21 protein-coding genes are annotated in these 17084 nt (G+C 74.6%); 6 read left to right on the top strand and 15 right to left on the bottom strand.

The annotated features are described in order from the left end of the window. Together ACI6PP_RS20095 and ACI6PP_RS20090 are read right to left on the bottom strand one after the other, a co-directional pair. Window positions 1-466: hypothetical protein (locus tag ACI6PP_RS20095; protein ID WP_421113427.1), on the bottom strand; the 466-nt coding region annotated here is incomplete at its 3' end. A 115-nt stretch (window positions 467-581) separates the two neighbouring features. After that, window positions 582-1616, bottom strand: coding sequence for an alcohol dehydrogenase catalytic domain-containing protein (locus ACI6PP_RS20090; protein WP_421113426.1), 1035 nt, complete (start codon window positions 1614-1616; stop codon window positions 582-584). Between the two features lie 63 nt (window positions 1617-1679). On the opposite strand from ACI6PP_RS20090, the gene ACI6PP_RS20085 reads away from it, so the two are divergent. From ACI6PP_RS20085 to ACI6PP_RS20070, 4 genes are all read left to right on the top strand, one after another. Further along, window positions 1680-2594, top strand: coding sequence for a VOC family protein (locus ACI6PP_RS20085; RefSeq protein ID WP_421113425.1), 915 nt, complete (start codon window positions 1680-1682; stop codon window positions 2592-2594). Window positions 2595-2678: 84 nt separating this feature from the next. Next, window positions 2679-3416, top strand: a complete 738-nt coding sequence (locus ACI6PP_RS20080; RefSeq protein ID WP_421113424.1) for a hypothetical protein — start codon at window positions 2679-2681, stop codon at window positions 3414-3416. 94 nt (window positions 3417-3510) lie between these two features. Continuing rightward, window positions 3511-4053, top strand: a complete 543-nt coding sequence (locus ACI6PP_RS20075; RefSeq protein WP_421113423.1) for a type 1 glutamine amidotransferase domain-containing protein — start codon at window positions 3511-3513, stop codon at window positions 4051-4053. Beyond that, window positions 4050-4907, top strand: coding sequence for an NAD(P)-dependent oxidoreductase (locus ACI6PP_RS20070; protein WP_421113422.1), 858 nt, complete (start codon window positions 4050-4052; stop codon window positions 4905-4907). The genes ACI6PP_RS20075 and ACI6PP_RS20070 overlap by 4 nt, the downstream gene beginning before the upstream one ends. On the opposite strand, the gene ACI6PP_RS20065 is transcribed toward ACI6PP_RS20070, so the two are convergent. The 9 genes from ACI6PP_RS20065 to ACI6PP_RS20025 all read right to left on the bottom strand — a co-directional run bounded on the left by ACI6PP_RS20065 (window position 4886) and on the right by ACI6PP_RS20025 (window position 11322). After that, entirely contained in the window at window positions 4886-5272 is a 387-nt protein-coding gene (locus ACI6PP_RS20065; protein ID WP_421113421.1) for a DUF5994 family protein, read from the bottom strand. The two genes, ACI6PP_RS20070 and ACI6PP_RS20065, sit on opposite strands and share 22 nt — an antisense overlap. A 109-nt stretch (window positions 5273-5381) precedes the next feature. Beyond that, entirely contained in the window at window positions 5382-6059 is a 678-nt protein-coding gene (locus ACI6PP_RS20060; protein WP_421113420.1) for an HAD-IA family hydrolase, read from the bottom strand. A gap of 99 nt (window positions 6060-6158) precedes the next feature. Then, window positions 6159-6380, bottom strand: a complete 222-nt coding sequence (locus ACI6PP_RS20055; protein ID WP_421113419.1) for a ferredoxin — start codon at window positions 6378-6380, stop codon at window positions 6159-6161. After that, entirely contained in the window at window positions 6377-7618 is a 1242-nt protein-coding gene (locus tag ACI6PP_RS20050) for an NADH-ubiquinone oxidoreductase-F iron-sulfur binding region domain-containing protein (protein WP_421113418.1), read from the bottom strand. The genes ACI6PP_RS20055 and ACI6PP_RS20050 overlap by 4 nt, the downstream gene beginning before the upstream one ends. Next, the gene (locus tag ACI6PP_RS20045; protein WP_421113417.1) at window positions 7615-8247 is read right to left on the bottom strand and encodes a ferric reductase-like transmembrane domain-containing protein; all 633 of its coding nucleotides are present in this window, start codon (window positions 8245-8247) and stop codon (window positions 7615-7617) included. Before ACI6PP_RS20045 ends, ACI6PP_RS20050 begins: the two co-directional genes overlap by 4 nt. Next, window positions 8220-9131, bottom strand: a complete 912-nt coding sequence (locus ACI6PP_RS20040) for an FAD:protein FMN transferase (protein WP_421113416.1) — start codon at window positions 9129-9131, stop codon at window positions 8220-8222. The genes ACI6PP_RS20045 and ACI6PP_RS20040 overlap by 28 nt, the downstream gene beginning before the upstream one ends. Continuing rightward, a complete protein-coding gene (locus tag ACI6PP_RS20035) occupies window positions 9128-9421 on the bottom strand; it encodes a hypothetical protein (RefSeq protein WP_421113415.1) in 294 nt (97 codons plus the stop codon). The genes ACI6PP_RS20040 and ACI6PP_RS20035 overlap by 4 nt, the downstream gene beginning before the upstream one ends. Window positions 9422-9487: 66 nt before the next feature. Then, window positions 9488-10600, bottom strand: a complete 1113-nt coding sequence (locus tag ACI6PP_RS20030) for an NAD(P)H-binding protein (protein WP_421113414.1) — start codon at window positions 10598-10600, stop codon at window positions 9488-9490. Between the two features lie 74 nt (window positions 10601-10674). Further along, complete coding sequence (locus ACI6PP_RS20025; RefSeq protein WP_421113413.1) at window positions 10675-11322, bottom strand: GntR family transcriptional regulator; 648 nt, start codon at window positions 11320-11322, stop codon at window positions 10675-10677. A gap of 16 nt (window positions 11323-11338) precedes the next feature. On the opposite strand from ACI6PP_RS20025, the gene ACI6PP_RS20020 reads away from it, so the two are divergent. Further along, window positions 11339-14197: an FAD-binding and (Fe-S)-binding domain-containing protein gene (locus ACI6PP_RS20020; protein ID WP_421113412.1), complete on the top strand. Its 2859-nt coding sequence runs from the start codon at window positions 11339-11341 to the stop codon at window positions 14195-14197. On the opposite strand, the gene ACI6PP_RS20015 is transcribed toward ACI6PP_RS20020, so the two are convergent. From ACI6PP_RS20015 to ACI6PP_RS20000, 4 genes are all read right to left on the bottom strand, one after another. Next, window positions 14194-14607, bottom strand: a complete 414-nt coding sequence (locus ACI6PP_RS20015) for a hypothetical protein (protein ID WP_421113411.1) — start codon at window positions 14605-14607, stop codon at window positions 14194-14196. The genes ACI6PP_RS20020 and ACI6PP_RS20015 overlap by 4 nt on opposite strands. 88 nt (window positions 14608-14695) lie before the next feature. Beyond that, window positions 14696-15229, bottom strand: a complete 534-nt coding sequence (locus ACI6PP_RS20010; RefSeq protein ID WP_421113410.1) for a hypothetical protein — start codon at window positions 15227-15229, stop codon at window positions 14696-14698. Then, complete coding sequence (locus tag ACI6PP_RS20005; protein WP_421113409.1) at window positions 15222-15737, bottom strand: hypothetical protein; 516 nt, start codon at window positions 15735-15737, stop codon at window positions 15222-15224. Before ACI6PP_RS20005 ends, ACI6PP_RS20010 begins: the two co-directional genes overlap by 8 nt. 115 nt (window positions 15738-15852) lie before the next feature. Further along, the gene (locus tag ACI6PP_RS20000; RefSeq protein WP_421113408.1) at window positions 15853-16509 is read right to left on the bottom strand and encodes an NADPH-dependent F420 reductase; all 657 of its coding nucleotides are present in this window, start codon (window positions 16507-16509) and stop codon (window positions 15853-15855) included. Window positions 16510-16587: 78 nt separating this feature from the next. Between ACI6PP_RS20000 and ACI6PP_RS19995 the strand changes: the two genes are divergently transcribed. Further along, window positions 16588-17084, top strand: a 497-nt coding sequence (locus ACI6PP_RS19995) for a serine dehydratase beta chain (RefSeq protein WP_421113407.1), incomplete at its 3' end; no start/stop codon positions are given.

Genomic DNA, 17084 nt, shown 5'->3' with positions numbered 1-17084 from the left:
AGTCGCCGTCGGTGGTGCCGGTGACGTCGAGGCGCTTGCCCTCGGCGACGTCGCCGTCGGACGGGAACGACTCGGCCGGGCCGGTGCGCAGGTCGACGTCGTCGGCCACCCACATCTTGGTCTTGGCGGTGAGCGCGGGGGCGGACGTCTCCTGGCCCGAGGCGGCGGACGTCAGCGGAGCGGTCTCGATGGCCGCACGGGCGGCCGCGGCCGAGCGGCTGACGGTGTCGGTGCCGCGCGACGCGCCGGCCTCCGACTTCCCGGTGCCCGCGGGGGCCTGGGCCGTGAAGCCGGCCCGCGCCGCGGTGGGCGTGGTGTCGTCGCTGCCGCCCGGGAGCGCGAACGCCGCCGTTGTGCCGAGGACCGCCACCGTCGCGAGACCGGCGACGACGACCCGCGCGGAGGGTCGACGACGGGGCTGGCGTTCGGCTACGTGCTTGGCGGCGCGGTGACGAGCGGGAGGCACAGGTCGGTCAGGTCCTCGACGGGGGGATGAGGTCAACGACGACTGTCTCATGATCGGCCCGTCCACCCAACCCTTCCGCGGCCGGGTGTGCGCCATCTGACGTAGGCGCGGACCCTCACAGGACGACGACGGTGGTGCCCGCCGACGTCGCCGGCCGGTCCATCGCCGCGAGCGCGTCCGGGGCCTCGTCGAGGCCGATCCGTCGCCCGACGAGCGCGGCGGCGTCGAGCGTCCCGTCCGCGATCTCGGCCAGCATCGCCGGGTACTCGTGCGCCGACATGCCGTGGCTGCCGAGCAGCTCGAGCTCGAGGGCGACCACCCGTCCGACGTCCACCTGCGGCGACGCGTCGGCACCGGCCAGCAGCCCGACCTGGACGTGGCGTCCGCCGGGCCGGAGCAGCGCGAGGCCCTGACGGAGCAGCGCCGCGCGGCCGAGGGCCTCGACGACGAGGTGCGCTCCGCCGTCCGTCGCCTCACGTACCAGCGCGTCGACGTCGCCCGAGGCGTCGATCGTCACGGACGCGCCGAGCGCCCGGGCGAGGTCGAGCGCACCGGTCGAGACGTCGACCGCGACCACGTGCGCGCCACGGGCGACGGCCACCACCACGGCGGCCAGCCCCACGCCGCCGCAGCCGAGGACGACCACGTGCTCGCCCGCCGCGGCACGTCCGCGCGCGCCCACGGCGCGGTAGGCGGTCGCGAACCGGCAGCCCAGACCCGCGGCGGTGGCGTCGTCCACCCCGTCGGGCACGGCGACGAGGTTGACGTCGGCGTGGTGGACGACCACGCGCTCGGCGAAGGAGCCGAGGCGGTCGAACCCGGGCTGGGTCTGGTGCGGGCAGACGCTCTGCCGGCCCTCGCGGCACGTCGCGCAGGTGCCGCAGGCGTTGACGAAGGGTGCGGTGACGCGCTCGCCGCCGGTCCAGCCGCGGACGTCGTCGCCCACGGCGACCACCACGCCGGCGAACTCGTGGCCGGGCACGTGGGGGAGGGAGACCGAGTCGTCGTGACCGTGCCAGGCGTGCCAGTCGCTGCGGCAGACGCCCGTGACACGCACCTCGACGACCGCGCCGTGGGACGGGCACGGCGGCTCGTCCACCTCGCCGACACGGGGCACGGCACCGAACTCGTCCACCACCACGGCACGCACGGGGGAATGATCGCAGGTCTGATTTAGTTGACGCTTCAAGTGAATACCTCTAGCCTGGACACCATGAGCACGACCACCGACCGCGTCACCCCCGCCCCGCTCGACGCCGACCGCGCCGCGCGCGGCGAGCTGCTGGCGCCCGCCACCCGCATGGACGCCGTCACGCTGCACGTCAGCGACCTGAAGGCGATGGAGGCCTACTACCGCGACGCCCTCGCGCTGGAGACGATCAGCGACGCGGGCGGCGTCGTCGTCCTGGGGCGCGGCGGCACCGCACTCCTCGTGCTGCACCACGCCCCCGGCCTCCCGCTGCCCCGGCCCGGCCAGGCCGGCCTGTTCCACACCGCGTTCCTCGTGTCGTCGCAGGAGAACCTCGCGGCCACCGTCGCCCGCGCGGCCCGCGCGCAGGGCGGCGCCTACGTCGGCAGCGCCGACCACATCGTCAGCCTCGCCTTCTACTTCACCGACCCCGAGGGCAACGGCATCGAGATCTACTGGGACCGCGACCGCTCCACCTGGTCGTGGGAGGGCACGCAGGTGAAGATGGGCGCGCTGCGGCTCGACCCGAACGAGTACCTCGAGCAGCACCTCACCGACGGCGCGATCGCGTCCGCCGAGCAGGTTCCCGCCACCATCGGCCACGTCCACCTGCAGGTCGGCGACGTGCCCACCGCCCGCGCGTTCTACGTCGACACCCTCGGCTTCGAGACCGTCGCGGAGTGGAACGGCGCCCTGTTCGTCTCCGCCGGCGGCTACCACCACCACATGGCGATGAACACGTGGAACTCCGCCGGCGCCCCCGCCCGCGCCGCCACGCTCGGGCTCGGCGAGGTGACGATCGTCGTCCCCACCACCGACGACGTCGCCGCCCTGTCGTCCCGCCTCGCCGACGCGTCGGTCGACCGCGCCGACGACGGCCGCACCCTGTCGTTCCAGGACCCCTGGCGCAACGACATCAGGGTCACCGCCGCCGCCTGACGAGAGTCTCTGGATCGTGGCTGGTCTCTGGATCGTGGTCGCTGCGGCGACCACGATCCAGAGGTCCGCGTGTACAACGGGGCCATGGGATGGCTCGGACGATGGCGATCGCGCACGCACGAGACGACGCCCGAGGCCCGGCTGGTCTTCGACGAGGACGGCACCGCGGTGTTCCTCGTCGACGACGAGCCCGCAGGTGAGCGCTACGAGGTGCGCACGGGCGTCCTCGTCGAGTCCGCCGACCTCCCCGTCGGCGACGTGTCGCAGATGGTGCTCGACGGTGTGCTCGTCGACCTCGGGGAGTCGCGGCTGGAGCGGCCCGGCGACGGCGCCGTCACGCTGATTCTTCCCGTCGACGACTCGCCCGTCCCCGGCGTGCCGGTGCGGATCCGGCTGGAGTCGGGTGTGCGCGACGTCGACCTCTCCGACGACGAGGGCATCGACGTCGAGCCACGCACCGTCCGGTCGGTCACCCACGCGGGCGACGGTGAGTTCGCGATCGCCTACGTCGACGGCGCGCTCACCTTCACCGCCGAGTCCTTCGGCGTGGGCGTCGAGGAGCTGTCCCTGCGCCGGCCGCCGTACCTGCGGGTCGAGCCCGAGGAGGGCAGCGACGGCCTCGTCGACCTCGCCACCGCGATGGCCGACATCCCGTGCTCGGTCGACCTCGACCACATCGATCTCCCCGACGACCTCAAGGACCGCCTCCGCCGTTCCGCCGACGCCTACCTCGAGGGCGACGTCGGCCCGGAGTTCGACCTCGAGCAGGACGCCATCCGGGCCGCCGTCGCGGCGGCGCTCCCGGGCTCCGTCGTCAGCTGACCCCATCCGCGGTGTGACGCAGTCGCCGCCGACGTGCGGACGTCCCGCGCCGGTGGTTGCGTGGAGCCGAACCCACGAGCTGGAGGAGAACACCATGAGCAGGTACCTGTTCCTCACGTCGAACCAGGGCGTCGAGAAGCCCGAGCTGGCCGACCCCTGGGCCGCGATCGAGAAGGCCGGCGGCTCCCTGGAGCACGCCGCCCCCGAGAAGGGCGACGTCCAGTCGATGGTCGGCGACGTCGACAAGGACGAGGTCTTCCAGTCCACGATCGCGCTGGCCGACGTCGACGCGTCCGCCTACGACGTGCTCGTCCTCCCCGGCGGCACGGTCAACGCCGACACGCTGCGCGCCACTCCGGAGGCCGTCGACTTCGTCAAGGCCTGGGTCGACGCCAAGAAGCCGGTCGCCGCCATCTGCCACGCCCCCTGGGTGCTCGTCGAGGCCGGCGTGCTGCCGGGCAAGACGCTCACCTCGTTCCCGTCGCTGCGGACCGACGTGACGAACGCGGGCGGCAGCTGGGTCGACGAGGAAGTCTTCGTCTGCCCCGGCAACGACTGGAAGCTCATCACCTCGCGCAACCCCGACGACATCCCGGCCTTCAACCAGGCCCTGCTCGAGGTCGGCGGCGACGCGTGAGCCCTCGCGTCGCTCTGCTCGGCCTGGGGACGATGGGCGCCGGCATGGCGCACAACATCCTCGAGGCCGGGCTCGAGCTGTCGGTCTGGAACCGTTCGGCCGACAAGGCCGCGCCCCTCGGCGAGGCCGGCGCCACGGTCGCGTCCACGCCCGCCGAGGCGGTGGAGGGGGCCGACGTCGTCGTCACGATGCTGTTCGACACCGCCAGCGTCCTCGAGGTGATGACGCAGGCCGCGTCGTCGCTGGGTGACGACGCCGTGTGGGTGCAGACCAGCACCCTCGGTGTCGACGGCACCGACGCCGTGGCCGCGGTCGCGGCCGAGCGTGGCGTCGCGTTCGTCGACGCGCCCGTGCTGGGCACCAAGGGGCCCGCCGAGAGCGGCAACCTCGTGGTGCTGGCGTCGGGGGAGGAGTCGCTGCAGGCGCGGGTCGCGCCGGTGCTCGACGCCATCGGCTCGCGCACCCTCTGGGTGGGTCCGGTCGGCTCCGCCAGCCGTCTCAAGCTGGTCTGCAACGCCTGGGTGCTCACCGTCGTCGGCGGCATCGGCCAGTCGGTCGCCATGGCCGAGGCGTTCGGCCTGGAACCGCAGCAGTTCCTCGACGCGATCGGCGGCGGCGCCATGGACGCGCCGTACGTCGCGATGAAGACCAAGGCCATCGTCGCCGGTGACTTCGATCCTCAGTTCGCGATCGACGGTGGCCTCAAGGACGCCGGCCTGATCGCCGATGCCGCCCGTCAGGCCGGCCTCGACCCGCGGCTCATGGACGCGTTGCGCCACGAGCTGCAGGTCGCGTCCGACGCCGGCCACGGCGACAAGGACCTCGCGGCCACCTACCTGGCGGCCAAGGCCTGACCGTCCGCCGCGTCCGCCGGTTCGACCAGCAGCCGGAGGATGCGGTGGGACGTCAGCGTCAGCAGCAGCAGCGGCCTCTCGTCACGGGGGAAGTGCCCCGCCTTGATCCACCGGTGCGCCAGCAGGATGCGGCGGGGTGCGGGCTGCCACTGCGCCGCGGTGTAGACCACGCGGATGACGTGCCCGAGCTCGCGGGGCAGGTGGTCGAGCAGGTCCGGCAGCTCGACGGTCAGGTCGTCGGACTGCGGACGCCACGTCCCGTCGTAGACGAGCCCGTCAGCAGGCGAGTGGACCATCTCGAGCCGGAGCGGCACGCGGTCGCCGTCGGTGGGGGTGGATGTGTCGGGACCGTGCGACGCCGTCATGGCGTCCGCCTCTCCACGAGCCCGCCCCGGCACCCGGGTCGGGCGCCGCAGGGACCAGTACCGCCACCGTACGGCCGGGTGCGTGCCGCCACCTAGCCGACGGCTGGTCTCAGCCCTGCTCGTCCACCTGGAGCGCCCACACGCCGTCCTCCCGGACGAGCCCCACACCGCCGGGGTGCGGCGCCCAGGCGTCCACCTCGAGCTCGCGGGCGGGGTCGCCGATGCCGATCACCCGCATGCCCGCCGCACGGGCGGCGGCGACGCCGGCCTCGGAGTCCTCCAGCACCACGCAGGCGGCGGGTTCGACGTCGAGCAGCCGCGCGGCGGTGAGGAAGCCCTCGGGGTGCGGCTTGCTCTCGGTGACCTCGTCGCCGTGCACCGCGACGTCCGGCCGCACGAGGTCGGCGGCGGTGAAGCGGGCCGTCGCGAGCGGTCCGCCGGCCGAGGTGACGAGCGCGTGCGGCACGTCCCGTGCGCGTAGGTCGGCGAGCAGGGCGGCCGAGCCCGTCAGCGCATGGATGCCGTCGGTGTCCGCCGCCTCCGTGACGGCGAACTCCTCGATGTCGGCGGCGAGCTCGGCCTCACCCAGCTCGGGGGCGAGGTCGCGCATCGTGGCGGACGCGCGTCGTCCCCGTCCGGCCGGGAGGACGACGGCCGGGTCCTTGCCGCGCTTGGCGCACCAGGCGATCCAGCACCGGTCGGACGCGTGCTCGGACTCCAGCAGCGTCCCGTCCATGTCGAGCAGCACGGCACCGACGGCGGGCAGGAGCACTCGGGTCTCGGTCACCGACCCAGGCTATCGGCGCACCCTCCGGACGTGGATCTCTGGATCGTGGTCGCCATCGCGACCACGATCCAGAGACCAGCCACGATCCAGAGACTCTCGTCAGCCGCGCTCGAGGCGCAGGGCCAGGGCGGGGCAGGCGAGGGCGGCGCGGCGGGCGTCGCGGACGCGGTCGGCGGGCAGGGGGGCGCCGTCGAGGACGGGGAAGCCCCACGGGTCGAGGGTCACGCCGTCGGGCAGCAGGCTCGCGCAGAGGCCGTGGCCGTCGCAGCGGGTCCAGTCGACGACGAGTCGCTCGGCGGCCTGGTCGCGGTGCGCGCTCATCGCGCACCGCCCAGGGGGAGCCGGCCGAGCACCGGACGGCCGCAGCCGCCGTGGGTCGCGTGCACGGCGACCTCGCCCGCGAGGGTCCGCAGGGCCGAGCGGACGAAGCGCGCCGTGCCGTCGGGGTGCGCGCACGCGCCACGTCCGTCGACGGCCCCGACGAGCAGTCCCACCCGGTCGACGGCCGGCTGACCGCCGCCGCGGACGACGTCGCCGACGGCGTCGGCCACCGCGGGGAGGCCGAACACGCAGGGTCCGCACTGCCCGGCGGACTGGGCGGCGAGCCAGGCGACGACACGGTGCACCTCGCCGAGCGCACAGGTGTCCGCGCCCAGGCGGGCGAGCACTCCGGCGCCCCAGGGGGTTCCCGCGGCGGTCAGGGCGTCGCGGTCGAGCACGGCGGCGCCGGCGCCGGCCACCCACGAGCCGTGGTAGCCGCCGACGAGGACGGGCGTCCGCTCGTGGCCGAGCAGGTCCGACAGCGCCATGCCGTGCGGCACCTCGACCACGCCGGGCGCGTCGACGTCGCCGAGCAGGGTCACCAGGGTGGTGCCGGGCTCGCCGGGCGTGCCCGTGGCCAGGTGCGCGTCGACGCCCTCGGTGAGCAGCAGACCGATCTGGGCGAAGGTCTCGGCGTTGGAGACGAAGGTGGGACGGGCGTCGAGCCCGTGCGCGGTGGGCAGCGTGCGACGTCCGTCGGGCAGGGCGGGTGCGCCGGAGAGGCCGGTGAGCAGCGCGCGCGCCTCGCCGGAGACGAAGCTGCCGCCCGAGCGCACCACCTCGACCCGGGCGGCGTCCGCACGGTCGGCGACGGCGGCGGCGAGCGCTCGGCCCGCGGCCTCGTCGTGGACGGCGACGACGACCCGGGCAGCCCCGACGGCGTGCGCGACGCCGAGGGCGCCGTCGAGGACGAGGTGCGGGGCCAGGCGCATGAGCACGCGGTCCTTGTGGCTGGCGGGCTCGCTCTCGCTGCCGTTGACGACCACGGCGTGGGCGCCGTCGTCGGGCAACGAGTCGAGCTTGCGGAACACCGGGAACGCCGCGCCACCGCGTCCGCGCAGCCGGGCCAGCGAGACGGCCAGGCGCAGCTCGGCGCGGGTGGGCAGGGCGAGCCCGCCGTGGAGGGACCGGTGGCGGGCGAGGTCGACGGTGCCGACGGCCGTGCCGGCGAGCAGGCGGGGGACGCCGAGCCAGCGGACGGGCGGCTGAGTGGCGGGGCGGTGGTCGAGGACGGTCATCGGGTGCTCCCGGTCTGCTGGGCGGACTGCTGACGGGCCCGGGTGAGCGGGCTGCGGGCGTGGGTGCGGGCGGCCCGCAGTCGCTGCGCGACCGCCGCGGCGACGAGCGCCACGCACGCGGCGTAGACCGCGAGCAGCCACGGCGTGCCCGAGTCGGTGCCGGCGAGGAACCCGTGGCCGATGCTCAGCGCCCAGCCGACGTAGGCCAGGCAGTGGACGGCACGCCACCCGCGGCTGGCCGGGGCGGACGACGCGAGCCGTCCGCGCACCGCGCCGCTCACCGAGGTGGCCACGAAGGCCCACAGCGCGAGCGACCCCAGGCCCACGGCGAACGGCTCGTACGCGCTGGTGAACGGCAGCACGGTCGAGGTGGCGCTGACGTCGACGTACGCGTCGGCGACGATCGTCACCGCGTGGACGAGCAGCAGCACCAGCCCGGTGACGGCGGCCGAACGGTGCAGCATCTGCACCAGGAACCGGCGCTCGACGGCGAGGGACGAGCGTCCGCGGCTGCCGCTGGTCAGCGCGCCGGCGGCCGTCGCGACCGTGAAGGCGACGAGGGCCGCGACGCCGGTGCCTCGCGCGATCCACCAGAGCAGCATCAGGCGGCCCTGCTCTGCTGGGGCCACGCACGGGTGTGCTCGACGGTGCCGTCCTGACCGACCAGACGGGCCGGCAGCCCGCGGTCGTCCAGGAACGCGAGGCCCTCGGAGCGGTCGAGGCAGATCATGGCGGTGCTGGCGGCGTTGGCCTCCACGGCCGTCGGCGCCCAGACGCTGACGGTGCGCCACGCCCCCTGCGCCGGACGTCCGGTGCGCGGGTCGACGACGTGGTGCGCGGGTCCGTCGGCGCGGTGCCAACGCCGCGCGGTGGTGGACGACGTCGCGACGCCGCCGTGGTGCACCGCGACGAGCTCGGCGGCCTCGCCGGCCCGCTCGGACACCGCGACGGTGAACGGGCGGTCGGCCGAGGTGCGGACGGCGACGTCGCCGCCGATCTCCACCAGCACCGGGGTGTGCAGGCGACGGGCCACCTGCACGGCGGCCTCGTCGGCCGTCCACGCCTTGGCGGTGGCGCCGAGGTCGAGGCGGACGCCGGCAGGCACGCCCAGGCGACGCAGGTCGCGGTCGACGCGGACGTCCTCCCAGGTGGCCGGGCGGGGCGCGGGCACGCGCGCGGGGGCGAGACGGTTGCGCACGTCGGCGATGTCGCCGTCGTACCCGGCGGCGACCACGTGGGCGCCCACCGTCGGGTCCGTCAGGCCGTCGGTCGTGCGGGCGGCGTCGAGCGCGACGTCGACGAGCCGCATCGTCAGCGGCGACACCGCGACGAGCCGGCCCGCGGCGGCGTTGACGCGAGCCAGGTCGGAGTCGGGACGGAACCGGCTGACGGCGCGGTCGACGTCGTCGAGGAGGTCCTCGAGGAACACCCGGGCCATCGGGAGGGACGAGGCTCGGGCGACGACGAGGTTGACCTCGCACGACCACGCGGTCCAGCGGGCGGTGGCGGTCATGACGCGTTGCTCCCGCCCGCGGCCTGGCCGGACTGGTCGGTGCTCGACAGCCCGGACGAGCCCGAGGTGCTGCCCGAGTCGGTGCTGGAGCTGCTGCTGGACCCCGAGCCGGAGTCGGTGGTCGTGGACGCCGTGGACTGCTGGTTGGTCTCGCTCTGGGCGGTCGCGGTGCCGCCGTCGATCGCGAGGTAGCCGGTGACGGCGCCGGCGACGACGAGTCCGCTCGCCGCCGTGAGGGCCAGGTGGGTGCGGGCCCGGCGGACCAGGCCGCCGCGGGATGAGTTCGTCATGACCCCACGGTGCGAGCCCAGCCCTAGGCGCCGCTGACAGTCACCTGTGGATCAGGTGTGAACCCCTCAACCGGGCAGCAGCGCGCGCAGCGACGTCACGCGGCTGAGCTGGTGGGTGATGCCGCCGGCCTCGCGCCGCGTCCACGCGGGATCGGTGGCGACGGGGGCGAGCAGGTCGGTGGCCGCGTAGACGCCCGGCGCCTCTCCGCCGTCCCCGCGGGCACGGGCCAGGGAGTCGGCGACGGTCACCAGGCCGCCCTCGGGGTCGGGGACGAGCTCGCGGATGCGGTCGTCCCCGCTCTGCATGGAGTTGGACATCGAGAGCACGAGGTCCTCCATCATCGCCGTCGGCACGGGCGTCAGCCGTGCGACGGCCGGCGCGGCCATCCCGGGCGTCACGCCGGGGACGCGCACCAGCCGACGACGCAGGCCCGCCGCCTCCACGTACAGCTCGATGAGCCGCGTGTACGGGACGGTCTCCTCGCCGGCGATGTCGTAGGCGCCGGCCGGGACGACGTCGGGGTCGGCCGACGCGAGCAGGTAGTGGATCACGTCGGTGATCGCGATGGGCTGGACGTGGTGGTCCATCCAGGCTGGCACCGGGATGACGGGCAGCCGCTCGGCGAGGTGCCGGATCAGCTCGTAGGGGGTGGAGCCCGCGCCGGTGACGATCGCGGCCTTGAGCCAGACGACGTCACAGCCGCTGCGCTGCAGCTCCTCGCCGACCTCGGCGCGGCTGTCGAGGTGCTCCGACAGCGTCTCGCCGTCGGGCACGAACCCGCCGAGGTAGACGACGCGGCCGACGCCCGCGGCCTTGGCCGTGCGTCCGAACCGGCGGGCCGACTCACGGTCCTTCTCGGCGAACGACCCCGAGCCGATCGCGTGCACCAGGTAGTACGCGACGTCGACCTGGCCGGCCTCGGCCAGACCCTGCGCGCACAGGTCGTCGTCACCGACGTCGAGGGCGAGTGGGCTGACGAGGTCGCGGGGCCAGTCGAACGGCTCCAGCGACTCGGGCCTGCGCGAGGCTGCCAGCACGGTGTGGCCCTCGTGCGCCAGCGCGGCCACCAGCCGCGACCCCACGTACCCGCTCGCACCCGTCACCAGCGCCCTCATGCCCACCCCGCCAGTGTCGGGGTGGTGGGGGCCGGGCGCAGCGCGGCGGGTGGTGTCGTCCACCACGGTCTCCTGGTGAACGGTCGCGGACCACGGCGGACGTGCCGTGGTTCGCGACCGTCTGCCGTGGTTCGTCCCTACTCGACGACGTCCGCCCACGCGTCGGCGCCCGCGAGCAGCCGGCCCGTCCGCTCCAGGTGGACGCGCATCGCCTCGCCCGCGGCGTCGGCGTCACCGGCCAGCAACGCGTCGACGAGGGGGTCGTGCTCGGCCCGGACGTGCTCCAGCGAGCGTGACGTCGACGCGCCCAGCAGCCGTGTGGTCTCGCGCAGCCCGTCGACGACGGCCGCCGCGCGCCGGTTGCCCGACCGCTCGAGGACGAGCGCGTGCAGCCCGCGGTCGTCGCGCGAGAACGCGGCCTCGTCCCCGGCCACGACGGCGGCGCGCATCGCGTCGCGCTGCGTCTCCAGCTCGGCGCGGACCGACGGCGTCACCCGCCCGGCCAGCCTGCGGGCCGCCGGCACCTCGAGCGCGAGGCGGACGGCGAAGATCTCGGCGATGTCGTGCGGGTCGGGCAGGTGGATGCGGAAGCCGCGGTTGCGCTCGAACGCCACCAGTCCCGCCTCGGACAGCCGCAGCAGGCCCTCGCGGACGGGGCTGCGCGAGACGCCGAGGTCGTCGGACAGCCGGTACACCGAGTACAGCTCGCCCGGCACCAGGCGTCCGGCCCGCACCTCGTCGCGCACGTGGGCGACGACGTCGTCGGTGAGGGACGCCCGGGCCATGAGTAACATGTTACTCATGGCCACCCTCACCAGCGCCCCCGCCACGACCGACGTCGGACGCGCCCTGCGCGCCGCCGGGGTGGCCGAGGTGCTGACCGACGGCACGACGCGCGCCGCCTACTCCTCCGACGCCTCGCTCTACCGCGTCGTCCCGCAGGCGGTGGTGCGCCCGCGCGACGCCGAGGAGGTGTCGCGCGTGCTCGCCGTGGCGCGCGAGACCGGCGTGCCGGTGACGGCGCGCGGCGCGGGCACGTCGGTGGCCGGCAACGCGGTGGGCGACGGGGTCGTCCTCGACTTCAGCCGCCACATGAACCAGGTGCTCGGCGTCGACCGCGAGGCGCGGACGGCCCGCGTCCAGCCCGGCACCGTGCACGCCGCGCTGATGGGACGCGCGACGCCCGCGGGCCTGCGGTTCGGCCCCGACCCGTCGACGCACACGCGCTGCACCATCGGCGGCATGATCGGCAACAACGCGTGCGGCGCCCGCACCCTCGGCTACGGCCGCACCAGCGACAACGTCGCCGCGCTCGACGTCGTGACGGGCACCGGTGCGCTGCTCACGGCCACCGCGCCGTCCGGCGGCACGCCCACCGTCACCGGCGCCGACGCCCAGGTGGACGCGCTGCGCGCCCTCGTCGGGGACCACCTCGGCGTCGTCCGCACCGAGCTCGGCCGCTTCGGCCGCCAGGTGTCGGGCTACTCGCTGGAGCACCTGCTGCCCGAGCACGACTTCGACCTGACGCGCGCGCTCGTCGGCAGCGAGGGCACGCTGGGCGTCGTCACCGAGGCCACCGTCCGCCTCGTGGCCGACCCGCGGCACCGTCTGCTCGTCGTCCTCGGTTTCGACGACATGCCCACCGCCGGCGACATGGCGCCCCGCATCCTCGAGCACGGACCCAGCGCGTGCGAGGGCCTGGACTCGCGCATCGTCGACGTCGTCCGCGAGCGTCTCGGCGAGAGCGCGCTGCCCGTCCTGCCCGACGGCCGCGCGTGGCTGCTCACCGAGGTGAGCGGCGACGACGAGGACGACGTCCGCGCCCGCGCCGAGGCGATGGTGGCCCAGGTGCCGCACCGCGCGTCCGAGATCGTCTCCGACACCCGCCGCGCCGCGACGCTGTGGCGCATCCGCGAGGACGGCGCCGGCCTCGCCGGACGCGCGCCGTCCGGACGTCCCGCGCACGCCGGCTGGGAGGACACCGCCGTCCCGCCCGAGCGGCTCGGCGACTACCTGCGCGACTTCGAGGTGCTGCTCGGCGAGCACGACCTCTCGGCCATGCCCTACGGCCACTTCGGCGACGGGTGCATGCACGTCCGCCTGGACTACCCGCTCGACAAGCCCAACGGGGCCGCGGCCTTCCGCTCGTTCCTCGAGGCCGCGGCCGACCTCGTCGCCGGCTACGGCGGCTCGCTGTCGGGCGAGCACGGTGACGGCCGCGCGCGCAGCGAGCTGCTGCCGAGGATGTACTCGCCGGAGATGATCGGCCTGTTCAAGGCCGTCAAGCACGTGATGGACCCCGACGGCATCCTCAACCCCGGCGTCCTCGTCGACCCCGAGCCGCTCGACGCGCGCCTGCGGGTGCCCGCCGCGCCGCCGCTGCGCCGCAACCTCGCGTTCGCGTACGAGCACGACGGCGGCGACCTGGGCCAGGCCGTCCACCGCTGCACCGGCGTGGGCAAGTGCCGCGCCGACCTCACCGCCGGCGGCGGCGTCATGTGCCCGTCGTTCCTGGCCACGCGCGAGGAGAAGGACTCCACCCGCGGTCGCGCGCGCGTCCTGCAGGAGATGGTCAACGGGTCGGACGTCAAGGGCTGGCGCTCGCCGGAGGTGCACGAGGCGCTCGACCTGTGCCTGTCGTGCAAGGGCTGCGCGTCGGACTGCCCCACGGGCATCGACATGGCGACGTACAAGGCTGAGGTGCTGCACCAGTCGTACAAGCGACGGCTGCGTCCGCGCTCGCACTACGCGCTCGGCTGGCTGCCGCGGTGGGCGCGCCTCGTCACGCGGTTCCGCCTGGCGTCCCTCGTGAACACCGCGATCCGGCTGCCCGGCCTCGGACGCGTGGGGCTGTGGGCGGCCGGCGTCGACCACCGTCGCTCGGTGCCGGCGTTCGCGCAGCGGTCGTTCCGCGACTGGTTCACCTCGACGGCCGCCGAGCGGTCGACGACGGGCAAGCCGGTGCTCCTGTTCGTCGACTCGTTCACTGACCACTTCTCGCCCGAGGTCGGGCAGTCGATGGTGCGGGTGCTCGAGGACGCGGGCTTCTCGCCCACGCTCACCCCGAAGCCCACCTGCTGCGGGCTCACCTGGATCACCACCGGCCAGCTCGACGGCGCCCGCCGCATCCTGCGCGAGACCGTCGACGCGCTGCTGCCCGCCGCCGCGGAGGGCACCCCGATCGTCGGCATCGAGCCGTCGTGCACCGGCGTGCTGCGCAGCGACGCCGTCGAGCTGCTGGGCGACGACGCCTCGCGCTCGGTCGCGTCGGCCACCAGGACGCTCGCCGAGCTGCTCGCGACGGACGAGTCGTGGACGCCGCCGTCGCTCGAAGGCACGCAGGTGGTCGCGCAGCCGCACTGCCACCACCACGCGGTGATGGGCTGGAGCCCGGACGCCCAGCTGCTGGAGTCGGCGGGCGCCGACGTCCAGCGCCTCGGCGGGTGCTGCGGCCTGGCGGGCAATTTCGGCGTCGAGATCGGCCACCACGAGGTGTCCGTCGCCGTCGCCGAGCACCAGCTGCTGCCCGCCGTCCGCGACGCCGGACCCGACGCCGTCGTCCTCGCCGACGGGTTCAGCTGCCGCACCCAGCTCGACGACCTCGCCGACCGCTCCGGCATCCACCTCGCCCAGCTGCTCGACCCGCAGAGGGAGCGCTAGACCGGCGGGTGCGCGAACGGCGGCCGGACGTCCTGCAGCCGTCGCGCCGTGCGGTACTCCTCCCACCAGAGCACCCGCATCAGCGCGAGCAGAGCGGCCCCGGCGAGCCAGAGCAGCGTCGTGGTCGCCAGCCCCGCCACCAGGAGCAGGGAGGCGGTCACGGACAACGCCGGCTGAGTCCACGCCGCGCGCCGTCGTGCGGCTCGCACGCGGACGGTCAGCTCGTCCACGTCGTCGGGCAGGCTGCGGATCCGTCCGAGCACGACCACGGCGACGAGCAGCGAGGCGGCGAGGACGCCGGCGGTCAGTGCCTCGGGGAGCGGGCGGAACAGGTTCGCCCAGACACCCACCCCGACGCCGACCGCAAGGGCGAGCACCCCTGTCGGCGTGGCCCCGAGCGCGCGTCGCATGCGCCGCATCCTCCCACCTGCGCGCCCCTCCCGTCCCCGATCTGAAGCCTTCGGGTGGTCAAAGGAGGCGTATGACCACATCAAGGCTTCATATCGCGGACGGGGGGTCGTCGGGGGTGGCCTCGAGCTCGTCGGCTCGGCGGCCGTGGATGCGGGTGAGGGCCACCTGCGCCAAGCCCATCGCTGCGACCAACCAGGCGAGCGCGGGCACGAGGACGCTGCCGGTGCCGAGTGCGAGGCCCGTCTGCAGGATCGCCACGGCGGTCAGGACCACCGTGACGACGACGTGCGTCCGGGTCATCCCCGCGCTGCGGCGCAACTGCACGACCGCCTCGCGCCGCACCCGCGGGTCGGTCGGCACCTCCCTGCCCGCGATCGTGCGGCGCAGGGACCGCCAGCCTTCGTCGGTGGTGATGCCGGACCGCGCACTCGACGCGCTGGCCTGGTCACCACGGTAGCGGAGAACGAGAGACGCGCCGAGGAGGAGGAAGGGCCAGGCGGAGGCGCCGACGAGCAGGCTCGTCGTCGCGTCGGACCCGGTGGCCCAGAACACCCCGGCGAGGACCGCGGAGAACAGCAGTCCGAGGAGGATCGCCAGTCCCCACCTGCCTCCGTCACGCACCGGGCGTCCCCTCGCGCAGGAGCCGGACGCGGCGGGTGTCGCGGACGTGCTCCCACACCGAGGCCGCCGCGACCAGGGCGGGGACCAGCAGGTTGAGGGTCCACCACGGGGACTCGGTGATCGCGAGCCAGACGCTCAACGCCCCGAAGACCGCCAGGAGCGGCACCGCCCACCGCAGGCTTCGCCGGTTCTGGGCTCGTGTCGCCTCGAGCAACCGGAGCGCAGCCGCTCGTCGCTCGGGGTCCGACGGGGGTGCGCCGATCCGGGAGTCGAGGCTCGCCTGTCGTCGCCGTACCGGGTCGGTCAGTCCGGCCGCGGCGTGGCGGCGGGAGCCGAACACCGCGAAGAAGACCGTCATGAGGACCGTGAACACCACTCCGCGGACCAGCGAGCCGGCGAGGCTGAAGCTGCCGCCAACCACGTCGAACACCGCCATCGAGACGGTGTACATCACGCCGGCGAGCAGGCCACCGGACCATGGCGGGAGTCCGAGCAGCAGGCGACGCATCGCCACCACCCTGGCAGATCGCACCAGACCCGTCGAGATACGGGACATGCACCACCGGAGGGCTCCAGGTGGTGCATGTCCCGTATCTCGGCGACTCCCGTGGGGGGAGTGGGGGTCAGGCCTTCCACTCCGCGGTGCGCTCGGGGGAGGCGGCGGCGAGGGCGGCGGTGATGCCGTCCCGGTCGGCGGTGAGGCCGTAGGACGGGGTGCCGGGCTGCTGGCGCCACGACTCGTCGAGCGTGCCACCGTCGGCGGCGTCGAAGCCGATGTCGTCGAGCAGGCCGATGACGACCTTCTTGGCGACGTCCTGGTCGCCCGCGACGGGGAGGGCGCGGCGGTCGGGGTCGCCGGCGGGCTTGCCCTCGGTGGAGATGTGGTCGGCGTAGATGCCGTTGAAGGCCTTCACGACCGGGCGGCCGATCTGCTCGGCGACCCAGGCGCTCTCGGTCTGGCCGGCCTCGATGGCGTCGATCTTGCCGTCGCGGCCCGGGTAGTAGTTGTTGGTGTCGATGACGACGACCTCGTCCGACGCGCCGGCGAAGAGGTCCTTCGGAAGGTCGGGGGTCTTGCCCTGCGGGATCGTCACGACGACGACGTCCGCGCCCCGGGTCACGTCCTCGACGGGGAGGGCGGTGGCGCCGGTCTCGGCGACGAGGTCGCCCAGCGTCTCGGGTCCGCGCGAGTTGGCGACGGTCACCTCGTGGCCGGCGCGCGTGAACGCGCGGGCGAGGTTGCTGCCGATGTTTCCTGCTCCGACGAGTGCGATCTTCATACCGGTCCGAACGTGACACCGGACCGTGATCTTCCCGCCGTACGGTGTGACGAAGCAGACCGGCAGAGGGAGGGGACCGTGGCCGTCAGCGCCTTCGACCTGTTCAAGATCGGCATCGGGCCGTCCAGCTCCCACACCGTCGGGCCGATGCGCGCCGCGAGCCTGTTCGTCCGCGCGCTCGAGGCCGACGGCGACCTCGACCGGACGGCCGGCGTCCACGTCGAGCTGTTCGGCTCGCTCGGCGCGACGGGCCACGGGCACGGCAGCGTCAAGGCCGTCGTGCTCGGGCTGCGCGGCGAGATGCCCGACACCGTCGACCCCGCGAGCGCGCCGGCCGTCCTCGACGCCGTGCGCACCTCGGGCAAGCTCGACCTGCTCGGACGCCACGCGGTGGTCTTCGACCTCGACGACGACGTCGTGATGCACCGCAGGAAGCGGCTGCCGTTCCACACCAACGCCATGACGTTCGAGGCGCTCGACGCCGACGGCGCGCGCGTCGTCCTGCGCACCTACTACTCGATCGGCGGCGGGTTCGTGCTCGACGAGACCGAGGCGGCGGACGCCGCGGCCGAGGG

The sequence above is a fragment of the Solicola agrisoli genome, from assembly GCF_049059935.1.
Classification (GTDB): Bacteria; Actinomycetota; Actinomycetes; order Propionibacteriales; family Nocardioidaceae; genus JAURVT01.
Note: the sequence above shows the minus strand (reverse complement) of the source record. Positions and strands in the feature narration are given on the sequence as shown.